18 protein-coding genes are annotated in these 19,833 nt (G+C 67.6%); 5 read left to right on the forward strand and 13 right to left on the reverse strand.

Annotation, left to right across the window (positions count from 1 at the left end):
* Window positions 1-295: 295 nt before the first annotated feature.
* The 3 genes from FZ938_RS16115 to FZ938_RS16125 all read left to right on the forward strand — a co-directional run bounded on the left by FZ938_RS16115 (window position 296) and on the right by FZ938_RS16125 (window position 4,687).
* Entirely contained in the window at window positions 296-1,972 is a 1,677-nt protein-coding gene (locus FZ938_RS16115; protein ID WP_149199504.1) for an ArsB/NhaD family transporter, read from the forward strand.
* 189 nt (window positions 1,973-2,161) lie between these two features.
* A complete protein-coding gene (locus tag FZ938_RS16120; protein WP_149199505.1) occupies window positions 2,162-2,746 on the forward strand; it encodes a GAF domain-containing protein in 585 nt (194 codons plus the stop codon).
* A 123-nt stretch (window positions 2,747-2,869) separates the two neighbouring features.
* Window positions 2,870-4,687: a sensor domain-containing phosphodiesterase gene (locus FZ938_RS16125; protein WP_246458116.1), complete on the forward strand. Its 1,818-nt coding sequence runs from the start codon at window positions 2,870-2,872 to the stop codon at window positions 4,685-4,687.
* A 1-nt stretch (window position 4,688) separates the two neighbouring features.
* On the opposite strand, the gene hglS is transcribed toward FZ938_RS16125, so the two are convergent.
* Window positions 4,689-6,086 (reverse strand): 2-oxoadipate dioxygenase/decarboxylase HglS, encoded by a 1,398-nt coding sequence (gene hglS, locus FZ938_RS16130; protein ID WP_149199507.1) that lies wholly within the window; start codon window positions 6,084-6,086, stop codon window positions 4,689-4,691.
* A 116-nt stretch (window positions 6,087-6,202) separates the two neighbouring features.
* Entirely contained in the window at window positions 6,203-7,114 is a 912-nt protein-coding gene (locus tag FZ938_RS16135) for a LysR family transcriptional regulator (protein ID WP_149199508.1), read from the reverse strand.
* 185 nt (window positions 7,115-7,299) lie between these two features.
* Here FZ938_RS16135 and FZ938_RS16140 point away from each other — a divergent pair, with 185 nt between their 5' ends.
* The gene (locus FZ938_RS16140) at window positions 7,300-8,595 is read left to right on the forward strand and encodes an NAD(P)/FAD-dependent oxidoreductase (protein ID WP_149199509.1); all 1,296 of its coding nucleotides are present in this window, start codon (window positions 7,300-7,302) and stop codon (window positions 8,593-8,595) included.
* Between the two features lie 28 nt (window positions 8,596-8,623).
* On the opposite strand, the gene FZ938_RS16145 is transcribed toward FZ938_RS16140, so the two are convergent.
* The 3 genes from FZ938_RS16145 to FZ938_RS16155 all read right to left on the reverse strand — a co-directional run bounded on the left by FZ938_RS16145 (window position 8,624) and on the right by FZ938_RS16155 (window position 10,792).
* Entirely contained in the window at window positions 8,624-9,325 is a 702-nt protein-coding gene (locus tag FZ938_RS16145) for a CBS domain-containing protein (protein ID WP_149199510.1), read from the reverse strand.
* A 258-nt stretch (window positions 9,326-9,583) separates the two neighbouring features.
* Window positions 9,584-10,450 carry a cell wall hydrolase gene (locus tag FZ938_RS16150; protein WP_149199511.1) on the reverse strand — a complete coding sequence of 289 codons (867 nt, stop codon included), beginning with the start codon at window positions 10,448-10,450 and terminating at the stop codon, window positions 9,584-9,586.
* 147 nt (window positions 10,451-10,597) lie between these two features.
* Window positions 10,598-10,792, reverse strand: coding sequence for a hypothetical protein (locus FZ938_RS16155; RefSeq protein WP_149199512.1), 195 nt, complete (start codon window positions 10,790-10,792; stop codon window positions 10,598-10,600).
* A gap of 402 nt (window positions 10,793-11,194) precedes the next feature.
* Here FZ938_RS16155 and FZ938_RS16160 point away from each other — a divergent pair, with 402 nt between their 5' ends.
* Window positions 11,195-12,955 (forward strand): ATP-binding protein, encoded by a 1,761-nt coding sequence (locus FZ938_RS16160; protein ID WP_149199513.1) that lies wholly within the window; start codon window positions 11,195-11,197, stop codon window positions 12,953-12,955.
* Between the two features lie 82 nt (window positions 12,956-13,037).
* On the opposite strand, the gene FZ938_RS16165 is transcribed toward FZ938_RS16160, so the two are convergent.
* From FZ938_RS16165 to gsiC, 8 genes are all read right to left on the reverse strand, one after another.
* Window positions 13,038-13,517: a VOC family protein gene (locus FZ938_RS16165; protein WP_149199514.1), complete on the reverse strand. Its 480-nt coding sequence runs from the start codon at window positions 13,515-13,517 to the stop codon at window positions 13,038-13,040.
* A 49-nt stretch (window positions 13,518-13,566) separates the two neighbouring features.
* Window positions 13,567-14,001 (reverse strand): CopD family protein, encoded by a 435-nt coding sequence (locus FZ938_RS16170; protein ID WP_149199515.1) that lies wholly within the window; start codon window positions 13,999-14,001, stop codon window positions 13,567-13,569.
* 33 nt (window positions 14,002-14,034) lie between these two features.
* On the reverse strand, window positions 14,035-14,985 hold the full coding sequence (locus FZ938_RS16175) for a zinc-dependent alcohol dehydrogenase family protein (RefSeq protein WP_149199516.1): 951 nt from the start codon (window positions 14,983-14,985) through the stop codon (window positions 14,035-14,037).
* A 116-nt stretch (window positions 14,986-15,101) separates the two neighbouring features.
* Complete coding sequence (locus FZ938_RS16180; protein ID WP_149199517.1) at window positions 15,102-16,061, reverse strand: isoaspartyl peptidase/L-asparaginase family protein; 960 nt, start codon at window positions 16,059-16,061, stop codon at window positions 15,102-15,104.
* Window positions 16,062-16,072: 11 nt separating this feature from the next.
* Complete coding sequence (locus tag FZ938_RS16185; protein WP_149199518.1) at window positions 16,073-16,906, reverse strand: M55 family metallopeptidase; 834 nt, start codon at window positions 16,904-16,906, stop codon at window positions 16,073-16,075.
* Window positions 16,903-17,982, reverse strand: coding sequence for a DmpA family aminopeptidase (locus FZ938_RS16190; protein ID WP_149199519.1), 1,080 nt, complete (start codon window positions 17,980-17,982; stop codon window positions 16,903-16,905). Before FZ938_RS16190 ends, FZ938_RS16185 begins: the two co-directional genes overlap by 4 nt.
* Window positions 17,957-18,844 (reverse strand): ABC transporter permease subunit, encoded by an 888-nt coding sequence (locus FZ938_RS16195; RefSeq protein WP_149199520.1) that lies wholly within the window; start codon window positions 18,842-18,844, stop codon window positions 17,957-17,959. Before FZ938_RS16195 ends, FZ938_RS16190 begins: the two co-directional genes overlap by 26 nt.
* Window positions 18,841-19,761 (reverse strand): glutathione ABC transporter permease GsiC, encoded by a 921-nt coding sequence (gsiC, locus tag FZ938_RS16200; protein ID WP_149199521.1) that lies wholly within the window; start codon window positions 19,759-19,761, stop codon window positions 18,841-18,843. The genes FZ938_RS16195 and gsiC overlap by 4 nt, the downstream gene beginning before the upstream one ends.
* Between the last annotated feature and the right edge of the window lie 72 nt (window positions 19,762-19,833).

Genomic DNA, 19,833 nt, shown 5'->3' on the forward strand with positions numbered 1-19,833 from the left:
CACCGGTGACGGCTAATCATCAGTCTGCCGGAATACTCCGTAAATATACCCTGGAAAGCGCCACCGAAGTCGTCCCGACCCGGTCGCTGTTTTCTTCCCGGCTCGCCAGGTCCCTTTGTCACCGTGGCTCCGGCTATCCGGCAGCACGACATGCGGCATTTTGGCGCCGATGGGATCCGGACTCTGTTCACGTCATGCAGGCCGGCTTTAATATATCAGCATTACTTTTCAGAGAGTCCGGAACAGGCTGCTCGGGAAGAGCCGCCCAAACCGCCATCGGACCGGGGAACCGACCATGAAGCCCATCGGCAAGCTGTTGGCCTCCAAAGCCGTGGCGATCCTGGGCGGTGCTGCGGGTGCGAACCTGCTGTGGGCACCGACCGCCCTGGCCGATGCCGGTCACTTCGCCTATTCGACGGACGGCGGCGCCCGGGTCGCCGTCGGGCTGCTGCTGGCGGCGCTGTTCGCCACGCTGATCGCCGAAACCTTCCACAAGACGCTGGCGGCCGGCGCCGTCGTCGCCGTCATGCTGATGGTCTCGGCGGCGACGCCGCTGCACATCATGGATTTCGACACGGCGGTGCGCGCGGTCGACTGGAACGTCATCTTCCTGCTGGGCAGCATGATGGCGATCGTGTCGGTCCTGATCGGCACGCGGGTCTTCGACTGGTTGAACGCCCGCATGGTGGCCTGGGCGCGCGGCCGGTCGAAGCTGCTGGCGAACACGGCCATCGTGGCGACGGCGGTGCTGTCGGCCTTCGCCGACAACGTCACCACCGTGCTGTTCATGGCGCCGGTGGTGTCGAAGGCGGCGCGCAGCCTGCGGGTGTCGGTATGGGCCCTGGCGATGCCGATGGTGATGGCCGCCAACATCGGCGGCACGGCGACGCTGATCGGCGACCCGCCCAACGTCATCGTCGGCGTGGCGGCCGGCCTGCCGTTCATGGACTTCCTCTATTTCCTGGCCGTGCCGGTGATCTTCATGATCGTCGCGCTCTGCGCCTTCAGCGCCTTCTGGTACCGCAAGGATCTGGCCGGCGCCCATGCCGAGGGCGGGGGCAAGGCCGGGAGCGACGCCGAACCGGTGGAGTTGCAGGACCCGAAGGTGCTGTCCTGGACCCTGGGCGTGGTCGGGCTGACCTTCCTTGGCTTCTTCACCCACAGCATCACCCATCTGCCGGTCGGCGTCGTCGCCTTCGCCGGGGCGGTGCTGACCATGGCCGGACGGCACGTCATCCTTCGCGGCCCGCTGGGGGCCAAGAAGGCGGAACATCTGTTCACCCACGGCTTCGAACATGGGATCGAGTGGCTGACGCTGGGCTTCTTCATCTTCCTGTTCATGGCCATCAGCTCGGCCGAGCATACCGGCCTGATCGCCGGTGCGGCGGCGAAGCTGCAGGATATGGTGCAGGCGGTCTCCGTCGGCTTCGGCATGGGGCTGCAGGCGAAGCTGCTGACCGCGGCGCTGCTGATCCTGGTGTTCAGCGCGGTGGTGTCGGCGGTGGTCGACAACATCCCCTACACCATCGCCGCCGCCGCCATCGTCCGGGTCCTGGTCGCCTCCTTCGCCACGGAGTTCACGGCGGCCGGGCTGGGCGGCGCGGAACTGCAGATGACCACCAACGTGCTGTGGTGGTCGCTGGCGCTGGGCGCCTGCCTGGGCGGCAACGGCACGCTGATCGGCGCCAGCGCCAACGTCACCACCATCGGGCTGCTGGAAAAGGACGGCCACCACATGCCCTTCGTCTCGTTCCTGCGGTTCGGCGTGCCGGTAACCGCCATGACGATCGGCATCGCGGCGCTGTACCTCACCAGCTATGTCTATGGCGGGGCGATCGAGACCAATCTGGTGGGGGCGATGGCGCTGCTGGCGCTGGGTGCCGCCGCCCTCCTGCGCGGTATGAACCGGCGGCTGCCCAAGACGGCGGACGAAACGGCGGATGGGGCGCTGTCCCCGCCGGCGGGGGAATAGCGCGGGCTGCCCGCCTGCAAGGACGGACGGACAAGGGGCCGGCCGGATCCGACAGGGGTCCGGCCGGCTTTTTCTTCGTTCGGTCACATGACTGCGCGGCAGCAAAAAATTCCAAACCGGCAAATCCAAAACTGCGCCCAAACGTAGAAGGAAGGCAGCCCTAACCATCGCAATGCGGAGCCACAGCCCATGATATTTCTGACGGAGACCGGCGCGAGCGGCACCGCCCGGGAGGTTTCTCCCGGCACCATCCCGCGCGGCGCGGTCCCCATCGACGACGAGGCGGCAAGGCTGGAGGCGCTGCGGCGCACGGGGCTGCTGGACAGCGATCCGGAGCCGGCCTTCGACGATCTGGTCGCCTGGGCCTGCGACCATTTCCGCGTGCCCATCGCGCTGGTGTCGCTGCTGGATGCCGACCGCCAGTGGTTCAAGGCACGCCGCGGTCTGGCCGTGCAGGAGACCCCGCGCGACATCGCCTTCTGCCGCTTCACCATCCGCCAGAGCCTGCCGATGGTGGTGGAGGATGCCGCCAGTGACCCGCGTTTCCAGAACAATCCGCTGGTGCTGGGCGAACCGCACATCCGCTTCTATGCCGGCGCGCCGATCATCAATCGGCAGGGGCTGGCGCTCGGCTCCGTCTGCCTGATCGACACGGTGCCGCGCAGCTTCGGCACGGTGGACCGCATGGTGCTGGCCCAGCTGACGGTGACGGCGCTGGCCGCCATCGAGCGACGCCAGCATGAAAAATTGCAGAGCGAAAATCGGGGGAGTTGAGGACGGCGGGTTGTTTTTATGCTGCGTTGCACCATTCTCACTGGCTCATTGACGGATTTGACGGCAGGATCGGTGCCGGAATTGCCTGAATACGATAGTGCCCGGAATAGGATGACCATCCCCATGACGTCCGCGTCGGCCTTGCCGCCGATCCCGGCCCGCGAGGACGACCGCCTTGCGGCGTTGCAGCGGTACGAACTGCTCGACACCCCGGCGGAACCGGCCTTCGACCAGATCACCCGCCTGGCGGCCAAGCTGTTGAAGGTGCCGGTCGCGCTGATCTCGCTGGTCGACCGCGACCGGCAATGGTTCAAGTCGCGGATCGGGCTGCCGATGCCGGAGACGTCGCGCGACCATGCCTTCTGCGCCCATGCGCTGGAGTCGGACGCGCTGCTGGTGGTCGCCGACGCCCGGCAGGACGAGCGCTTCGCCAACAACCCGCTGGTCACCGGCGACACCAACTTCCGCTTCTACGCCGGGGCGCCGTTGCGGACGGCCGACGGGCTGGCGCTGGGCACCATCTGCGTGATCGACGACCAGCCGCGCGCCGCCCTGACCCCGGAAGAGGAGGAGGCGCTGCGCGACCTGTCGGCGATGACGATGGCGCATATCGAGGCGCGGCGCGCGGTGGGCTATCTGCATCCCGTCACCTCGCTGTCGAACCGCTTCCGCTTCCTCGCCGATGTCGATGGCATGACGGCCGAACCGGCGGATTCGACGGAAACGGCGGTGGTGATCGACACCGCGGCGTCCCAGCAATATGCCGAGCTGACCCGCGTGCTGGGGCAGACCTGCGCCGATGCGTTCGAGGTGGATTGCGCCCGCCGCATCCTCGCCTGCCTGCCGGAGCGGACGCGGCTCTACCATGTGTCGCCGGCCCGCTTCGCCTTCATCCTGGAGGGCCATGATGCGCCGGACGGCGAGCTTGTTTCCACGCTGGGTCGCATCGGTTCGGCGATCCGCAGCCCCTTCCAGTATCAGGGCGTGCCGATCGCCACCTCAACCGGCATCGGCTTCGTCCACCGGTCGGACAGTCGGCCGGGAGGCGTCGAACTGCTGCGCGCGGCCACCAGCGCCGCCCACCAGTCGCTGGAGGAGCAGAAGCCCTGGTGCGCCTATGACGAGGAACAGGACCGCGCCGCCCATCGCGCCTTCCTGCTGCTGCGCAGCCTGACCGAGGCGATGGGCGCGCAGGACCAGCTGCACATCGCCTATCAGCCCAAGGTCGATCTGCGCACCGACCGCTGCATCGGGGCGGAAGCGCTCCTGCGCTGGACCCATCCGGAGCTGGGGCCGATCTCGCCGGCCGAATTCGTGCCGCTGGCCGAACGCACGGCGCTGGTGCGGCCGCTGACCGAATGGGTGATCGCGGCGGTGCTGGGACAGGTCGCGCACTGGCGTCGGCGCGGCATCGCCCTGCCGGTGTCGATCAACATCTCGATGCTGGATCTCGGCACCGGCGACTTCGCCGACCGGGTGGCGGCGATGCTGGACCGCCATGGGGTGCGGGCGGACTGGATCGATTTCGAGGTGACGGAAAGCGCCCTGATGACCGACCGGGCGGAGGTCGACCGCCAGCTCCGCCGGCTGCGCCACCTGGGCATCGCGGTGGAGATCGACGATTTCGGCACGGGGCAGAGCGCCCTGTCCTACCTGAAGGACATTCCGGCGACGGCGGTGAAGATCGACCAGCGCTTCATCCGCTCCATCGCCGTGGAGCGCAGCGACCAGATCATGGTCCGCTCGACCATCGAGCTTGCCCATGACCTGGGCTATCTCGTCATCGCCGAAGGGGTGGAAACCGACGAGGCTTACGACTGGCTGCGCCTTCACGGCTGCGATTTCGGCCAGGGCTACCTGATTTCCCGTCCGCTGGCGCCGACGGCGTTCGAGGACTGGCTGGCGGCGGGCGCCTTCCGCCCCGCCGCCATATCGGCCTGACCTACTTCGCCGCGACGCAAGCGGCGATGGAGGTTCGCTCGATCTCGGCATAGAGGTCGAACGGGTTCAGCACCGGGGCGCCGAGATCCGCTTCGAAGCGCTGCTGGTTCGGGCTGGCGGTGAAGTCCTGCTGCGCATCGTCGCCCAGGTTGGACTGGAAGATTCCGGCGGCGCTGACCGGCAGGAAATCCTCGTAGACCACCGGATCGAAGCGGACGAGGCCGCGCCCGATCGACGTTTCCAGATCGGTGCCCGGCGCCGGTGGGTTGCTGCGGCCGGCCTCGGTCAGCGAATAAGTGAAATAGCCGAGCCCGTCGCGGCGGATCTCGTCCCAGCTGTCGGGGAAGGGAGCGAAGACTTCCCTAAGCGCCGCCATATACTGCCCGGCGTTGGAGCCGTCGGCGGCCGGGGCGACGAGGCGGCGGGAATCCTGCAGCAGCGTGTCGTACAGCGCCCGCCCCTTCGGCGTCAGGGCGATGCCGCGCTGTTCGATCTCGCCGAAGCGGGCGGTGTGGACACCCGAACGCCAGCCGCCGCCATCGCCGTCGCGGAAATCGACCGGCTCGCTCAGCGCCTTGAAGGAGGTCTGGCGCAGCAGGATCGGGCAGCGGCGGGTCGGTGGGCCTTCCACCACCGCCTTCGGCGCGATGCCCTTTTCCGGCATCATCCGCTGGACCGCGTCGATATCCAGCGTGCGCGGCGTCAGGTGGTTGATGTGCGGCCCCTTGAAGGAGACCACGTCGGCGATCAGCCGGTGGGCATCGTGCAGGCGGTTGTAGAGGTCCAGCGGCACGTTGGCCCGGCTGTGCCAGCGGAAGGTCTCCAGCGCCTCGGCGACGAAGCGGTCGGCATCCTCCTCGTCAAGCCCGCCCTCGGTCTCGGCCTTTTCGATCAGGGCGAGGCAGCCGGGGGTGAAGATGTTGCGGCCCGCCAGCACCTGCTCCGCCTCCCGCCGCAGATCGGCATCGGCGATCAGGTCGAGCCGCAGCAGGGAGGTGAAGACGCGGAAGGGGTTGCGGCTCAGCGCCTCCCCATCCACCGGGCGGAAGGCGGTGGAATGGACGGGGACGCCGGCCTCCGACAGGTCGTAATAGCCGACCGGGTACATGCCCATCACCGCGAACAGCCGGCGCATGGTCGACAGTTCATTCGCCGTGCCGAGGCGGATGGCGCCGTGGCGCTCCTCCGTGATACGGGCAAGGCCGCCGGCAGCCTCCAGCCGGTGGCGTTCGACGGGGTCGGCGGCCAGCACCGCCGCGTTCACCTCCTCCACCAGTTCGACGAGCGTCTGATAGGCCGGAACCTCGGTCCGATACATCTCCGACATGGCGGTGGAGAACAGGGTGCGGATCGCATCGGCACTGGTGGCACCGGCACGGGTAATCGTCTGGACGCTCATTCCAAATCTCGCTCGCGTTGGCTTGCCGGACCTGTGCGGTCCCTTCCAAGCCTCTGCTATAGCAACGATCTGCCGCGCTGGATTGCGATTGTTTTTCCCGACTTCATGACCAAAGCTCATGACCCCGCAGAGTTGCGGCAGTCCGCCGTCTCCGCCAGGATCCAGTCGCGGAAGGCGGCCAGCGGCGGATAGCCCGCCCGTTCCGCCGGCCACACGACGTAATAGGCGTTCTCGCTCTCCATCGGCAGGTCGAGCGCCGGCACCAGTTGTCCGGAGCGCAATTCCTCCTCAATCAGGAACAGCGGCAGCAGGGCGACGCCGAGCCCGGCGATGGCCGCCTGGGATGCCGTGGCCAACTGGTCGAACAGCATGCCGTGCACGCCGTCGGCGGGGGTGCCGTGCAGGGTCAGCCAGCGCTCCCATGCATCGGGGCGGCTGGTCAGGTGCAGCAGCGGGGCAAGCCGGAGGTCGGCCGGCTGCCGGAAGTCGAAGCGGTCGCGCAAGCTCCGGCTGCAGGCGGGGATGACGGTCTCGCAGCGCAGCAGCGCCATCTCCCCGCCCGGCCAGTCGGGACGGCCGAAATGGATTGCCGCATCCACCGGGTCCAGCCGGAAATCGAAGGGCGCCATGCGCGTCACCAGATTGATGGTGATGCCGGGATTGTCGGCCAGGAAGTTCGGCAGGCGCGGCGCCAGCCAGCGCGTGCCGAAGGTCGGCAGGATGGCGATGCTGAGCGTCCCGCCGAAGGGGTTGGCCCGCAGGTTCAGCGACGCGGTGCTGATCCTGCGCAGGGCATCGCGGACCTCGCGCACGTAATACTCGCCGCCGGCGGTCAGGCGGATGGTCTGCCGTTCGCGGTGGAACAGTTCGACCTCCAGCAGGTCCTCCAGCGCCTTGATCTGGCGGCTGACCGCGCTCTGGGTCAGGGAGAGTTCCCTGGCCGCCGCGGTGATGCTGCCGGTACGCGCCGCCGCCTCGAACGCCGAGAGCAGGGCAAGGGAGGGAAGGAAGCGGCGGGGGCTCTGCATCTCATTCCTAGGAAGAATGACTGGTTGAGCAAACATCACTTGGCCGAAGGAGGTAGGCAAGTCAATCTTGCCAACCATCCAGGGGCTGCAGCGACCCGTTCCGCCCATGGATGCGGCGGGGACGGTGTTTCCCGCCGGGAATGACGGGCGTGAAAAAGCAACTTGCACAAAGAGGACCACAGGGGATGCAGAACGATCCGCGGTCGCACGGGCTTTGGGAACGCACCGCACCGGCGGCACCGCCCACATCCCCGCTGGCCGGCAGTGTCCGGGCCGACGTGGTGATCGTCGGTGCCGGCTATACCGGCCTGTCGGCCGCGCTGCATCTGGCCGAAAGCGGTGTCGACGCCGTGGTGGTGGAGGCGGTGGAGATCGGCTTCGGCGGCGCCGGCCGCAATGTCGGGCTGGTCAATGCCGGCATGTGGGTGATGCCGGACCAGTTGGTCAGCACCCTGGGTCCGGTCTATGGCGAGCGGCTGATCGAGCTGCTGGGCAACGCGCCCCGCACCGTCTTCGACCTCATCACCAAGCACGGCATCGCCTGCGAGGACGAGCGTAGCGGCACGCTCCATTGCGGCGTCGGCGAGGCGGGCCTGCGCGAGTTGGAGCAGCGCGCGGCGATCTGGCAGAAGCGCGGCGCCCCCGTCCGGCTGCTCGACGCGAAGGAAACGGCGGAGAAGGTCGGCACCAGCGCCTACACCGGCTCGCTGCTGGATCTGCGCGCCGGCACCATCCAGCCGCTGGCCTACGCGCGCGGGCTGGCGACGGCGGCGGTCGCGGCGGGTGCCCGCATCTTCACCGGCAGCCCCGTCCACTCAGCGAGCCAGACCGGGGCCAAGTGGGAGGTGAAGACGCCGAACGGGTCGGTCAGCGCCGATTGGGTGCTGGTCGCCACCGACGCCTACAGCACCGGCCCATGGGCGCAGCTTCGCACCGAACAGGTCCACCTGCCCTACTTCAATCTGGCGACGGAGCCGCTGTCCGACGCCATGCAGCGGGCCATCCTGCCGGAGCGCCAGGGGGTGTGGGACACCAAGTCGGTGCTGAGTTCCTACCGCTTCGACCGGCAGGGCCGGCTGGTGTTCGGCAGCGTCGGCGCGCTGCGCGGGACCGGGACGGCGGTGCACCGGGCCTGGGCGCAGCGGTCGCTGGCGGCGCTGTTCCCGCAGCTCGGCCCCGTCCGGTTCGAGGCGGAATGGTACGGGCAGATCGGCATGACCAGCGACAACCTGCCCCGTTTCCACCGGCTGGACCGCAACGTCATCGCCTTCAGCGGCTACAATGGGCGCGGCATCGCCCCCGGCACGGTGCTCGGCCGCTGCCTGGCCCAGCACATCACCGGCAAGCTGCCGGAGGCGGAGATGCCGCTTCCCAACACGCCCACCGAGACGGTGTCGGGCCGCGCCATGCGGGAAGCCGTCTATGAGTATGGCGCGCAGGCAACCCATCTGGTCGGGGCGAGGCTGCCGGGGCGGATCTGAAAACCGGAAACCCGCCCCGGCATCCGGATCACAGCCCCCAGGCGCCGCTTTCCGCCGCGTCGACGACCTGGATGTTGTTCTCCACCGCCTTGACGCCGGGGACGCCTTCCGCCGCGACGCGCACGGCGTCGCGCTGGGATCCGCTGCTGGCGAAGCCCCAGAGCTGGACCACCCCGTTGCGGACGACGATGGCATCGTGCGAGCGCGAGTCCCAGGACACTTCCCTGACGGCGGCGGCCACCCGCTCCCGCAGCGCGCGGTCGTCGGGCGCGGCGGCGGGGGTGTCCGGGGCAACGCTGGCCAGCGCGCGCAGCAGGTTGGCGCGGCTGACGATGCCGACCAGGGCGCCCTGGCGCACCACCGGCACGCGCTTGATCCGGCGGGTTTCCATCAGCCGGACGACATCCTCCGGCGTGGCGTTCTCGTCCACCGTGGTGACGTGGCTGGTCATCACGTCAGCGACTTTGCGGGCGTGGGACTTGATGAAGTCCTCCGCCGGCAGGGTGCCGCCGGACACCATGCCGAGCCACCAGGAGCGATGACGCTCCGTCCCCAGCTCCACCCGGCGCAGCAGATCGCCTTCGCTGATGATCCCCACCACCTTTCCGGCCGCATCGACCACGGGCATGCCGCTGATGTTGTTCTCCAGCATCTTGCGGGCGGCATCGGCGATGGTCGCATCCGGGCCGATGGTGATGACGCGCGGCGTCATAAGATCGACTGCCTTCATCGTTTCTCTCCCCTTCGAAGTCGTTGGCCATGATGTCGTTTGACCCATAGTGTCACTCGACAAGCACAGCCTAGGAGATCGACAGATGAGAGCGATTGATCTGCAGCAATTCGCGACCCGGCTTTCCGCATGGTGGAAAATACCGTGAACTTATCCGCAATTTCAGGCGGTTATCGGAGATGCGGGAACTCTTGAAATGGCGGTTCCTTACTCCACATCGACCGGCCCACCCACTTGCGACCCGACGCATCCCAGCCATCATTCGCTGATTTCCGCCACCAGCGTGGCGATGGGATCGGCAGGCGTGTTGGCGGGCGCATCGGCCGGCGGCGGCGGATAGCGGTAGAAGGCATGGCCGCCGATGGAGGTGGTGTGTAGCCGCGCCTCCGCCCAGTCCGGCTTCTGGCGGCGGAGCGCCGCCTGCGTCGGCGGGCTGTAGAACAGCGAGGCGCGGGCAGTGGGATCGGGCAGGTCGTCGTCGTTGAGATTCCAGGCCAGCCCCCGCGCCATGTGCAGCGCCTCCTGGTCGGCGGCGAGGCGGGGCTTCGGCCAGGACGGCATGCCGCCGGCCCGGATGACGCCGGCCTGCCGCCGGATCTCCGCCAGAATGCGCCGCGCCTCCACACGCGGATCGGCGGCGAGCTTCGCCTGCTCGGCGGCCTTCTCCCGCTGTATGGCCCGCTGCTTCGCCGATTTGGCATGCTTCTCCCGCGTCTTCGGCTCGACCGGCTGCACGGCGAAGGGTTCGAACTGGCCGGCGGCGACGATGACCCGGCAGGGCAGCGACGGCTCATCGGCCGAAGCGGCGCGGTTGGCGACCACCCACATCACGGCCGCCATGGCGTCGGCCCCCTCCCCGCGCGCTTCGGCCCAACCGGCCAGCGCCAGACAGCGGCGCTCCCGTTCGGCCTGCCAGGGCGTCAGCATATAGACCGACGTGCCGATGATGACCGGCTGCTTGGCACCGCCCCGCTTCGGCATGCTCCCCTTCACGTCGCCGACGAACCGCGCGCACCCGCTGTCGCCCGGCCGGCAGGCGGCGTCGCTTGCATCGATGACCTGCGCGCCAGCCGAGGCGGGCAGCAGGACGGTCGCGAGCATCACGGCTGGAAGGAGATTGCGCATCCCGGTCACTCCGGCTTCGGAAGGGGACTTCCTTCGACAGGAGGGCGGACGGCAAGTTCCCTGATTCGTCCACCTCTCAGACAGCTTAAGCCTGAGGGCGGAGGACGTACGCCGTTCGGGTCCGGGAAGGGTCCGTCCCCCTGCCCTTCACGCAGGAGAGCGGCCGGAACCTTCCGGCTTTCCGCCGTCACCGGTCCAATCGTCGGTCAGATATTCCTGCGAACGGCTGATCTCCTCGACCTCGGCGCGCGAGGGCGGCTTCGGCACCTGGGCCTGACCGGACTTGCGGTCTTCGGTGCGGTCGTTGGTGGACTCGGGGCGGAGATCGGGGGTGCTGGGCATGGAGGACTCCTTGTCGGTCTGGGTATAGGCCCAGCAAACAGGAGGTGGGCGGCAAGGTTGCGACGCTCTGGATTGCGCAAATCCGGTGGTGCAAAAGCTACCGGAGACAGTGCCGGGGCACTCGGTGGCATGCATTCGGGATGATTGGGAGCGGAGGGAGAGTCTGTTATGGGCCAAATGCGGACATGAGCGGCTCTGGAGCTATCGACACATTCTGCGACATCGATAGGGGACCCTCATTCTGAGTTGACTGCATTTCATGCAAGAAGCAGAGACAGAGTTCACACTTTCCGTTTAGCAGCTTCAAAAGCGAGAATCGCATGCTGCACCTGCCTGGGATTGAAAACCCCCCACACTTCCGCTACTTTAATCAAGGCGAGATTTAAAGCGATTTGTAGGCAAATGACCGACACTGCGCATTTCTCGGTGGATACACGGCTGACTAGACTGTTGGGCGAGACCTACCGGTCCAGTGAGTTGGCGCTCAAGGAGCTTGTCGACAACTCTTGGGACGCCGACGCACGGAACGTCTGGATCTCACTGCCGACGCCGCTAACAAACGAAGCTATCGTCGTGAGGGACGATGGCACCGGTATGACGGCCCGCGAGATGCGTAACGAGTACCTCAACATCGCGAGCGATAAGCGCACGAGAACCGGCGAGCGGACGCCTCTGTACAACCGCAAGGTCAAGGGTCGGAAAGGTATCGGCAAATTCGCTGGGCTTATGATCGCAAGCCGCATGCAGGTCGCGGGCGTCGCCCGGGGCCGCAGATGCACGCTACTGATCGACAAGAAAACGTTGATCGAAAATCAGAACGATCTTGAAGCCGTGCCATTGCCGTTTTCCGACGAGCCGGCGCGCGACGGCGAGGTCGGAACAACTACCATACTTACCGATCTCGATGATCGCTTGAACTTTCCGACCCCTGATCGGCTGCGCGAGGTACTAATTCACGAGTACGGACGCGAAGACAGTTTCCGAGTATTTGTAAACGACGTACCGCTATCGGTACAAGATGTCCCAGGCACTACAACTCAGGTAAGCACGGCGCTGCCAACCGCTGGTACCGTCAGCCTGCATTTCACCGTGGCTGAGGGTAAGCGCCCGCCGAGGTTGCCAGGAATAATCCTCAAAATCGATGGCAAGGCGGTCGGGAAACCCATGCTCTTTGGATTGGATGAGGACGAAGAGATTCCGGCGAAACTTGCGAGGCGCGTCTACGGTGAGGTCGACCTGAGTGGGCTGGAGGAATATGTGACCGCCGACTGGGGTGGGATGATCGAGAACAGTAAGGCGTTTCAAGAGGCTCGGACCTACATAAGCGCGGTCGTGAAAGATGGGCTCCGAGCCACCCACGCTCGTGAAATGAGTCTGCAAAAGGCGCGCCTCCAGAAACAAGTACAGCAGCGCCTTCAGCAGTTACCCGAACACCGTCGTCAATACGCCCAAGAGGCACTAAACCGCATTCTGCGCCGCTTTTACGGCGAGAGCGACGAGCGGATCGCAACGATCGCCGATGTGGCGCTCGATGCGTTGGAGCACGACATCTATTGGGCGGTGCTTGAGCGGATCGGCGCATCAAGCCGTAGCGATGTCGGCTCATTCGCGGCATCGCTGGAGCAGTTCGGCTTGGTCGAACTTTCTACAATTGGTGTTCAAGCCGCACGTAGACGTCAGTTCCTCGATTACCTGGACCAACTCATCCAAAAGCCAGAAACGCTCGAGAAGGACACGCATAAAGCCCTTGAAACCAACCTTTGGGTATTCGGTCGTAAATATTCTATGATGTCTTCGAACGCGACACTGCGTAATATTATTGAGAGTTATTGCGACACCACGTTTAAAGGTAGCCGTGCCGCCAAACGCCCAGATTTGCTTTTGTCTCAAGATTACGGTGATACCTACCTACTGATCGAGTTTAAGCGCCCCTCCCACAGCATCACGCGCGACGACATCGCCCAGGCGGAAAAGTATCGAGACGATCTGTCGGCCCGACTGTCATCGACGACACGAATGGAAATTATGATGGTAGGTAAAGGGCGCACCGTCACAATAGACACAAACAACCTACTGAATAGTATTCATATTCATTCTTACGCCAGCATAATCTCAACGTCACGCAGTGAACTGGACTGGCTGATTGCCTCGTTGTCTCGTTAGCCCACTTCCACCATGCCTTCATCAGAGGATTTTGCGCACCCTCTTGGAAAGTACGGCTGCCACCTTTGGATTGCGAAATCCCTCACCCCCTCCGTGCCGCCTCAATCGCCGCCACGTCGATCTTCGTCATCCCCATCATCGCCTCGAACGCCCGCTTGGCCTCATCTCCACCGGCCGCCAGTGCATCGGTCAGCACGCGGGGCGTGATCTGCCAGGAGATGCCCCAGCGGTCCTTGCACCAGCCGCAGGCGCTCTCCTGGCCGCCGTTGCCGACGATGGCGGTCCAATAGCGGTCGGTCTCTTCCTGGTCGTCGGTGGCGATCTGGAACGAGAAGGCCTCGCTGTGCGTGAAAGCCGGGCCGCCGTTCAGGCCGAGGCAGGGGATGCCGGCGACGGTGAACTCGACCGTCAGCACGTCGCCCGCCTTGCCGGACGGGTAGTCGGCGGGGGCGCGGTGGACGGCGTGCACAGCGCTGTCGGAGAAGGTCTGGGCATAGAAGCGGGCGGCGGACTCGGCGTCCTTGTCGTACCAGAGGCAGATCGTGGTCTTGGCGACGGCCATGGCGTGTCCTTTCGCGCTGGAATCCTCCCGGTTCGACACCATACCGTGTTCAATAGGGCTTCACCACCACCAGTGTCACGATGGCGATGACCCCAACGATCACCGCCAGAGGGGAGAAGCGCAGCAGCGGGGAAACCGGGCGGACACCCGAAGCCGGCGCCGGTTCGGCCAGCCGGCGCAGCGCGGCGGCGAGCTTGCCGTGCAGGGCGGACAGGGCGACGACGATGGCGACCTTCGCCACCAGCCACGGCTCGAAGCCCCAGCCGCCGACCACCACCAGCGTGGGCCCGAGAATCCAGGCGAGCCCCATCGCCGGGGAGGTCACGCGGCGGTCCCAGCGGCCAGCCGCGCGCAGGACGCGGGTCGGTCCCGGCTCGGCGGCGGTCGCGGGATCCAGGGCGCTGATCAGGATGGCGGCGACGGACAGTCCCGCGATCCACACCGTCACCGCGGCGACGTGCAGACCGATCAGCCAGATATACACAACGACCGCCCCTTCAGATGCCTTGTGCGGGCGTCAGACGCCCACTTGCAGGATGATCTTACCGCGACCGTGGCCGGAATCGAGCCGTTCATGCGCCTTGCCGACCTGCTCCAGCGGCAGGACTTCGTCGACGATCACCCTCGCCTGCCCGCGCTCGAACAGCGGCGCCATCTCGCGCAGGCGGGCGCCCTCGCGGGTCAGGAAGGTGCCGTAGAGGGTCTGGTTCTTCACATAAAGCGCGTCGAGGTCGCCGGTCGGCGGCAGGATGGTGGCGATGCGGCCGAAGGGGCGGGTCGCCTGGGTGCTCATCGGCACATTGCCGCCGGCGGTGTCGAAGGCGGCGTCCACCCCCGCCCCGCCCGCCTCGCGCAGGATCCGGTCCATCACGTCGGTGTCGCGGTAGTCGAGCGTCACGTCGGCGCCGAGATCGCGCATCGCCTCGTGGTTGGCCTTGCTGGCGGTGGCGAGCACGCGGGCGCCGGCCGCCTTGGCGAATTGGATGGCGAAGCTGCCGACGCCGCCGGCCCCGCCATGGATCAGCACCGTCTCACCCGGCCGCACCGCCAGACGGCGGACGATGGCCTCCCACGCCGTGCCGCCAGCCAGCGGGATGCCCGCCGCCTCGACATGGCTGAGGCCCGGCGGCTTGTGCGCGACGATGGACGCGGCGGCGACGGTGTATTCGGCGTAGCTGCCGTTGGGATTGCCGAAGATCTCCGGGGTGTAGAACACCTCGTCGCCGGCCTTGAAGCCGGTCACGCCGGGGCCGACCTCCTCCACCACGCCCGACACGTCGTACCCCAGCACCGCCGGGAACGGAATGCCGGCCCAACTGCCGGCCTGCCGGATCTTGGCGTCCACCGGGTTGGTGCCCGACGCCACCACCCGCACCAGCAACTCGCCCGGTCCCGCGACCGGACGCGGCCGGTCCTGGAGTTCGAAAACGTCGGGACCGCCGAACCGCGAAATCACCATCGCACGCATGCCGTCATCCTCCGTTCGGGCTTTGCACTGGAGCAGCAGCAACGTGGGACGCCGGCCCCCGCCTGTCCAGCGGGGGAGAGGGGCAGCGGTGCCCGCCGGGGTGCCCCGTCGGAGGGTCAGCCGATTCGGAACTCCTCGCGGTGGATCGCCGTCATCGCCAGACCCTCCGGCCCGATGGCGCCGCGATACATGCCGGAACAGTTGAAGGGCAGCGCCACCCGGCCGTCGCGGTCGATGGCGATCAGGCCACCGGAGCCGCCGATCACGCCCAGCTCGTCCACCACGTCGCCGGCGGCACGCTCCAGGCTCTGGCCGGCCCAGCGCATGCGGGCGTCGATCTCGTGGGCGGTGCAGCGGCGGATGAAATGCTCGCCGTGGCCGGTGGCAGAGACGGCGCAGGTGATGTTGTCGGCGAAGGTGCCGGCGCCGATCACCGGGCTGTCGCCGACGCGGCCCTTGGCCTTGGCGGTCATGCCGCCCGTCGAGGTGGCGGCGGCGAGGTTGCCGTCGCGGTCGCGGGCGACGGCGCCGACGGTGCCGTGGCGGCGCTGCTCATCCCCGTCGTCGGGCGCGCCGGAACGACGGCGTTCAAGTTCGGCCTGCAGGGCGTCCCAGCGCGGCTGGGTGAAGAAATAGGGGGCTTCCTCCATCGCCAGACCCTGGCGGCGGCAGAGATCGAGCGCGCCCTCGCCGATCAGCAGGACGTGTTCGCTGTGTTCCATCACCGCGCGGGCGGCGAGGATGGGGTTGCGCGGGCCGAACAGGCCGGCCACCGCACCGGCGGAGCGGTCGCGGCCGTCCATGATGGCGGCGTCCATCTCCTGCACGCCCTCGGCGGTGAAGACGGCGCCACGGCCGGCGTTGAACAGCGGCTCGTCCTCCAAGGCCATAACGGCCGCGGTGACGGCGTCGAGCGCGCCGCCGCCGTCGGCCAGCACCGCGTGCCCGGCGGCCAGCGCCCGGCGCAGGCCGGCGTGATAGCCCTCGGTCAGGGCCGGGGTAAGGGCGCTGCGCTTGATAGTGCCGGCGCCGCCATGGACGGCCAGCGCGAAGGGCTGCGGGTGGGAAAGGGTCATGGGTGCGGATCTCAGCGCAGGGTGGCCGACATGGCCGACAATGTGTTGATCCAGCCCAGCACGCCGGCCATGCTGGCGGCCGGCAGGCGGACGGTGACGGGGTCGAGGCGCTCGGACACCGGGATCAGCGACGCCAGATCGGCCAGCGCCGGGCTGTTCATCTCGATCTCCAGTCGATAGGGCGCACCGTCGGTTTGCGGCGGAACGCGGAAGGGCGGGAGGCTCGCGGACCGGCGGACGGCGCGGGTCGCCGCCGCGCGGATGCGGTCGCGGGCGACCGACGGCGCCACGGAGCGGGCGGCGCGCTGGCCGAGCGCCTGCTTGACCACCACGCGTTCCGCTTCGGGGAAAAGCGGCGCCATCTCGGCGGCGAAGCGGTCGTCGCCGCTCAGCAGGATCACCGGCACGCCGATCTCGCCGGCATAGGCGCCGTAATTGCCGGCCTCCCCCAATTCCAGCCCGTTCACCCGGACGCGGCCGAAGGCGAAGCTGTTGGTGGTGTGTGCGAGGATGCCGTATTGCCGGGCCGAGGTGTGGAAGCCGACGCACATCACGCCCGCCGTGTCCGGCTCCAGACCAGCGAACATGCCGATCGGCTTGGGGCGGCCCAGGATCAATTCGGCGGCCGGGTGAAGTTCGTCGGGCAGCAGGTTGACCATCGGGCCGTGGCTGTCGTTGACCAGGATCTCGGTGGCGCCGGCTTCAAGCGCGCCTTCGATGGCGGCGTTGACCTCGGCGGTCATCAGGCGGCGGGCGCGCTCGTACTCGGGGTTGCCCTGCGTAACCTGCTGCTGGGAGACGACGCCGGCCACCCCTTCGATGTCGGCGGAGATGTAGATCTTCACGGAATGCTCCCGGAAATCAGCAGGTCTGACAGGCAGGGCCGGGTGGCGCCGTCGCGGCCCACCACCGGCGTGGCGGCGGCCAGCGCGTCGAGAACGGCTTCCTGCGTCGCGTCGGCCATCGCCTCGAACAGGCTGTCGATGCGGCGTTCGTTCAGCATGCGCAGGACCACGATGTCGTCCCGCCCGTCATGGTCGACGCGGTTGGCAGTGGTGAAGCCCAGCGCGATGTCGCCGCTGCCGTGGCCCCAGAAGGATCCCACCCGCGCCAGCCCGACCCCGGCGCGGCGGATCACCCGGCGCAGCTGGCGGTGGTCGAGCGGCACGTCGGTGGCGGCGATGACGATGACGGAGCCCTTCTCCGGCGCGTCGTCCTTTTCCGGCACGGCGATGCGGCGGCCGTCGGGCAGCCGCAGCTCCCCCGGCCGGCCGAAATTCGCCAGCACCAGCACGCCCAGATGATGGCGCTTGCCATCCAGCTTCAGCCGGCGCGACGAGGTGCCGATGCCGCCCTTGAAGCCGAAGCAGGACATGCCGCGCCCGGCGCCGACCGACCCGACCGCGACCTCCGCCCCATCCGGTTCGGACAGCGCGGCGGCGAGAGCAGCGGCGGCGTGCGCCTCGGTCACCGCCAGCGCCTGGATGTCGTTCAGCGGGCCGTCGTTGCACTCCATCACCACCGGATTGACGGTGGCGGTGCTGCGGCCGATGTCGGGGTTGGCGGCGATGGCGTGGCGGACCAGCGCGGTGGACGCGGTGCCGACCGACAGGGTGTTGGTCAGCAGGATCGGCGTTTCCAGCGTCCCAAGCTCCTCCACCTGCATCAGGCCGACGCTCTTGCCGAAGCCGTTCAGCACCTCCGCCGCCGCGACCGGCTTGTCGCGGTAAAGGTTGCCGGCATGGGGCAGGATGGCGGTGACGCCGGTCTGGATGGCGCCCTCATTGAGCGTGACATGGCCGACGCGCACTCCGGCCACGTCGGTGATGGCATTGCGCGGCCCCGGCGTCAGCCGGCCGCAGGCGAGCCCGAAGGCCCGCGCACGCCGTGCACCGTCAGCGCAGTTTGGGGTCGAGGGCATCGCGCAGTCCGTCGCCGAGCAGGTTGAAGGCCAGAACCGTCAGGAAGATGGCGAGGCCGGGATAGAAGGTGACATGGCTGGCGACGCCGATGTAGCTGCGCCCGTCGGCCAGCATCGCCCCCCATTCCGGGCTGGGCGGCTGGGCGCCGAGGCCGATGAAGCTGAGGCTCGCTGCCGTCAGGATCGAGGTGCCGATGCGCATGGAGACATAGACGATCACGCTGGGCAGCGTGCCGGGCAGGATGTGGCGGACCATCAGCAGCCGGTCGCGCACGCCGATGGCGCGGGCGGCGTCGACATAGACCGCGCGCTTCAGCGACAGCGTGCTGCCGCGTACCAGACGGGCGAAGACCGGCACGCTGAAGATCGCCACCGCATAGATGACGTTCTCGATGCCCGGCCCCAGGATGGCGACGATGCCGATGGCCAGCAGGATGCCGGGGAAGGCCAGCAGCACATCGCAGATGCGCATGATGAGGCTGTCGATCCAGCCGCCGCGGAAGCCGGCGATCAGCCCCAGCGCCACGCCGGCCGCCCCGCCCAGCAGCACCGACAGCAGACCGACCGACAGCGAGATGCGCGCGCCCCACAGGATGCGGCTGAAGATGTCGCGGCCATAGGCGTCGGTGCCGGCCCAATGGTCGGCCGACGGGCCTTCCAGGATGCGGTCGTAATCGAAGGCCGCCGGATCGAACGGCGCGATCCAGGGTGCCGCCGCCGCCGCCAGCGCCAGTGCTGCCAGGCAGATGCCGGCGGCCATGGCGGTGCGGTTGCGCCGGAACTTGCGCCAGAACTCGCGCAGCGGCGAACGGACGGCTTCATGAGTTACGGCGGCCACGCCGGTTGCGTCTGTCGTGGTCATGAGTAGCGAATCTCGGGGTTGGCGAGGGCGTACAGCACGTCGACCAGCAGGTTGATGATGATGAACTCCAGCGAGAAAAGCAGGATCTCGGCCTGGATGACGGTGTAGTCGCGGTAATTGACGCTATCCACCAGCAGCCGGCCCAGCCCCGGCCAGGAGAACACCGTCTCGACCACGATGGACCCGCCGAGCAGGAAGCCGAACTGCAGTCCGACCATCGTGATGATCGGGATCAGCGCGTTGCGCAGCGTGTGCTTCCACACCACCAGCCGGGCCGGCACGCCCTTGGCCCGCGCGGTGCGGACGTAATCCTCGCGCGCGATCTCGATGAAGGCGGAGCGGGTGAAGCGCGCCATCACCGCGGCGACGCCGAGGCCGAGCGTCAGCGACGGCATGACGAAATGCTGCCACGTCCCATAGCCGCTGGTCGGCAGCCAGCCGAGCTTGACCGAGAACAGGTCGATCATCAGCAGGCCGAGCCAGAAGGAGGGAAAGGCGATGCCCGACACCGCCACCACCATGCCGACATGGTCCTGCCAGCGCCCGCGCTTCGTCGCCGACGCCACGCCGATCAGCAGCCCGGCCAGCGTCGCCCAGATCATGGCGACGACGGTGAGGTAGAAGGTCGGCATGAAGCGTTCGCCGATCTCCTGCGACACCGGCCGCTTGGACTTCATCGACCGCCCGAACTCGCCCTGCACCGCGTTGCCGAGGAAGCGGCCATATTGCACCCACAACGGCTTATCGAGGCCGAGATCCTGGCGCACCAGTTCGATGTCCCGCTGCGTCGCATCCGGCCCGGCGACCAGCCGCGCCGGGTCGCCCGGCAGCAGATGGACGAATCCGAAGACGAAGACTGAGATCACCAGCAGAACCGGCAGGATGCCGGCGAGGCGGCCGACGAGATATTTCAGCATGGGGCAGAGGTCCTGGTGGAGGGCCTGGGTGGGGTGTCGGCTTCGAATGCCCCCTCCCCAACCCTCCCCCGC

This window comes from Azospirillum oryzae, assembly GCF_008364795.1.
Lineage (GTDB): Bacteria > Pseudomonadota > Alphaproteobacteria > Azospirillales > Azospirillaceae > Azospirillum > Azospirillum oryzae.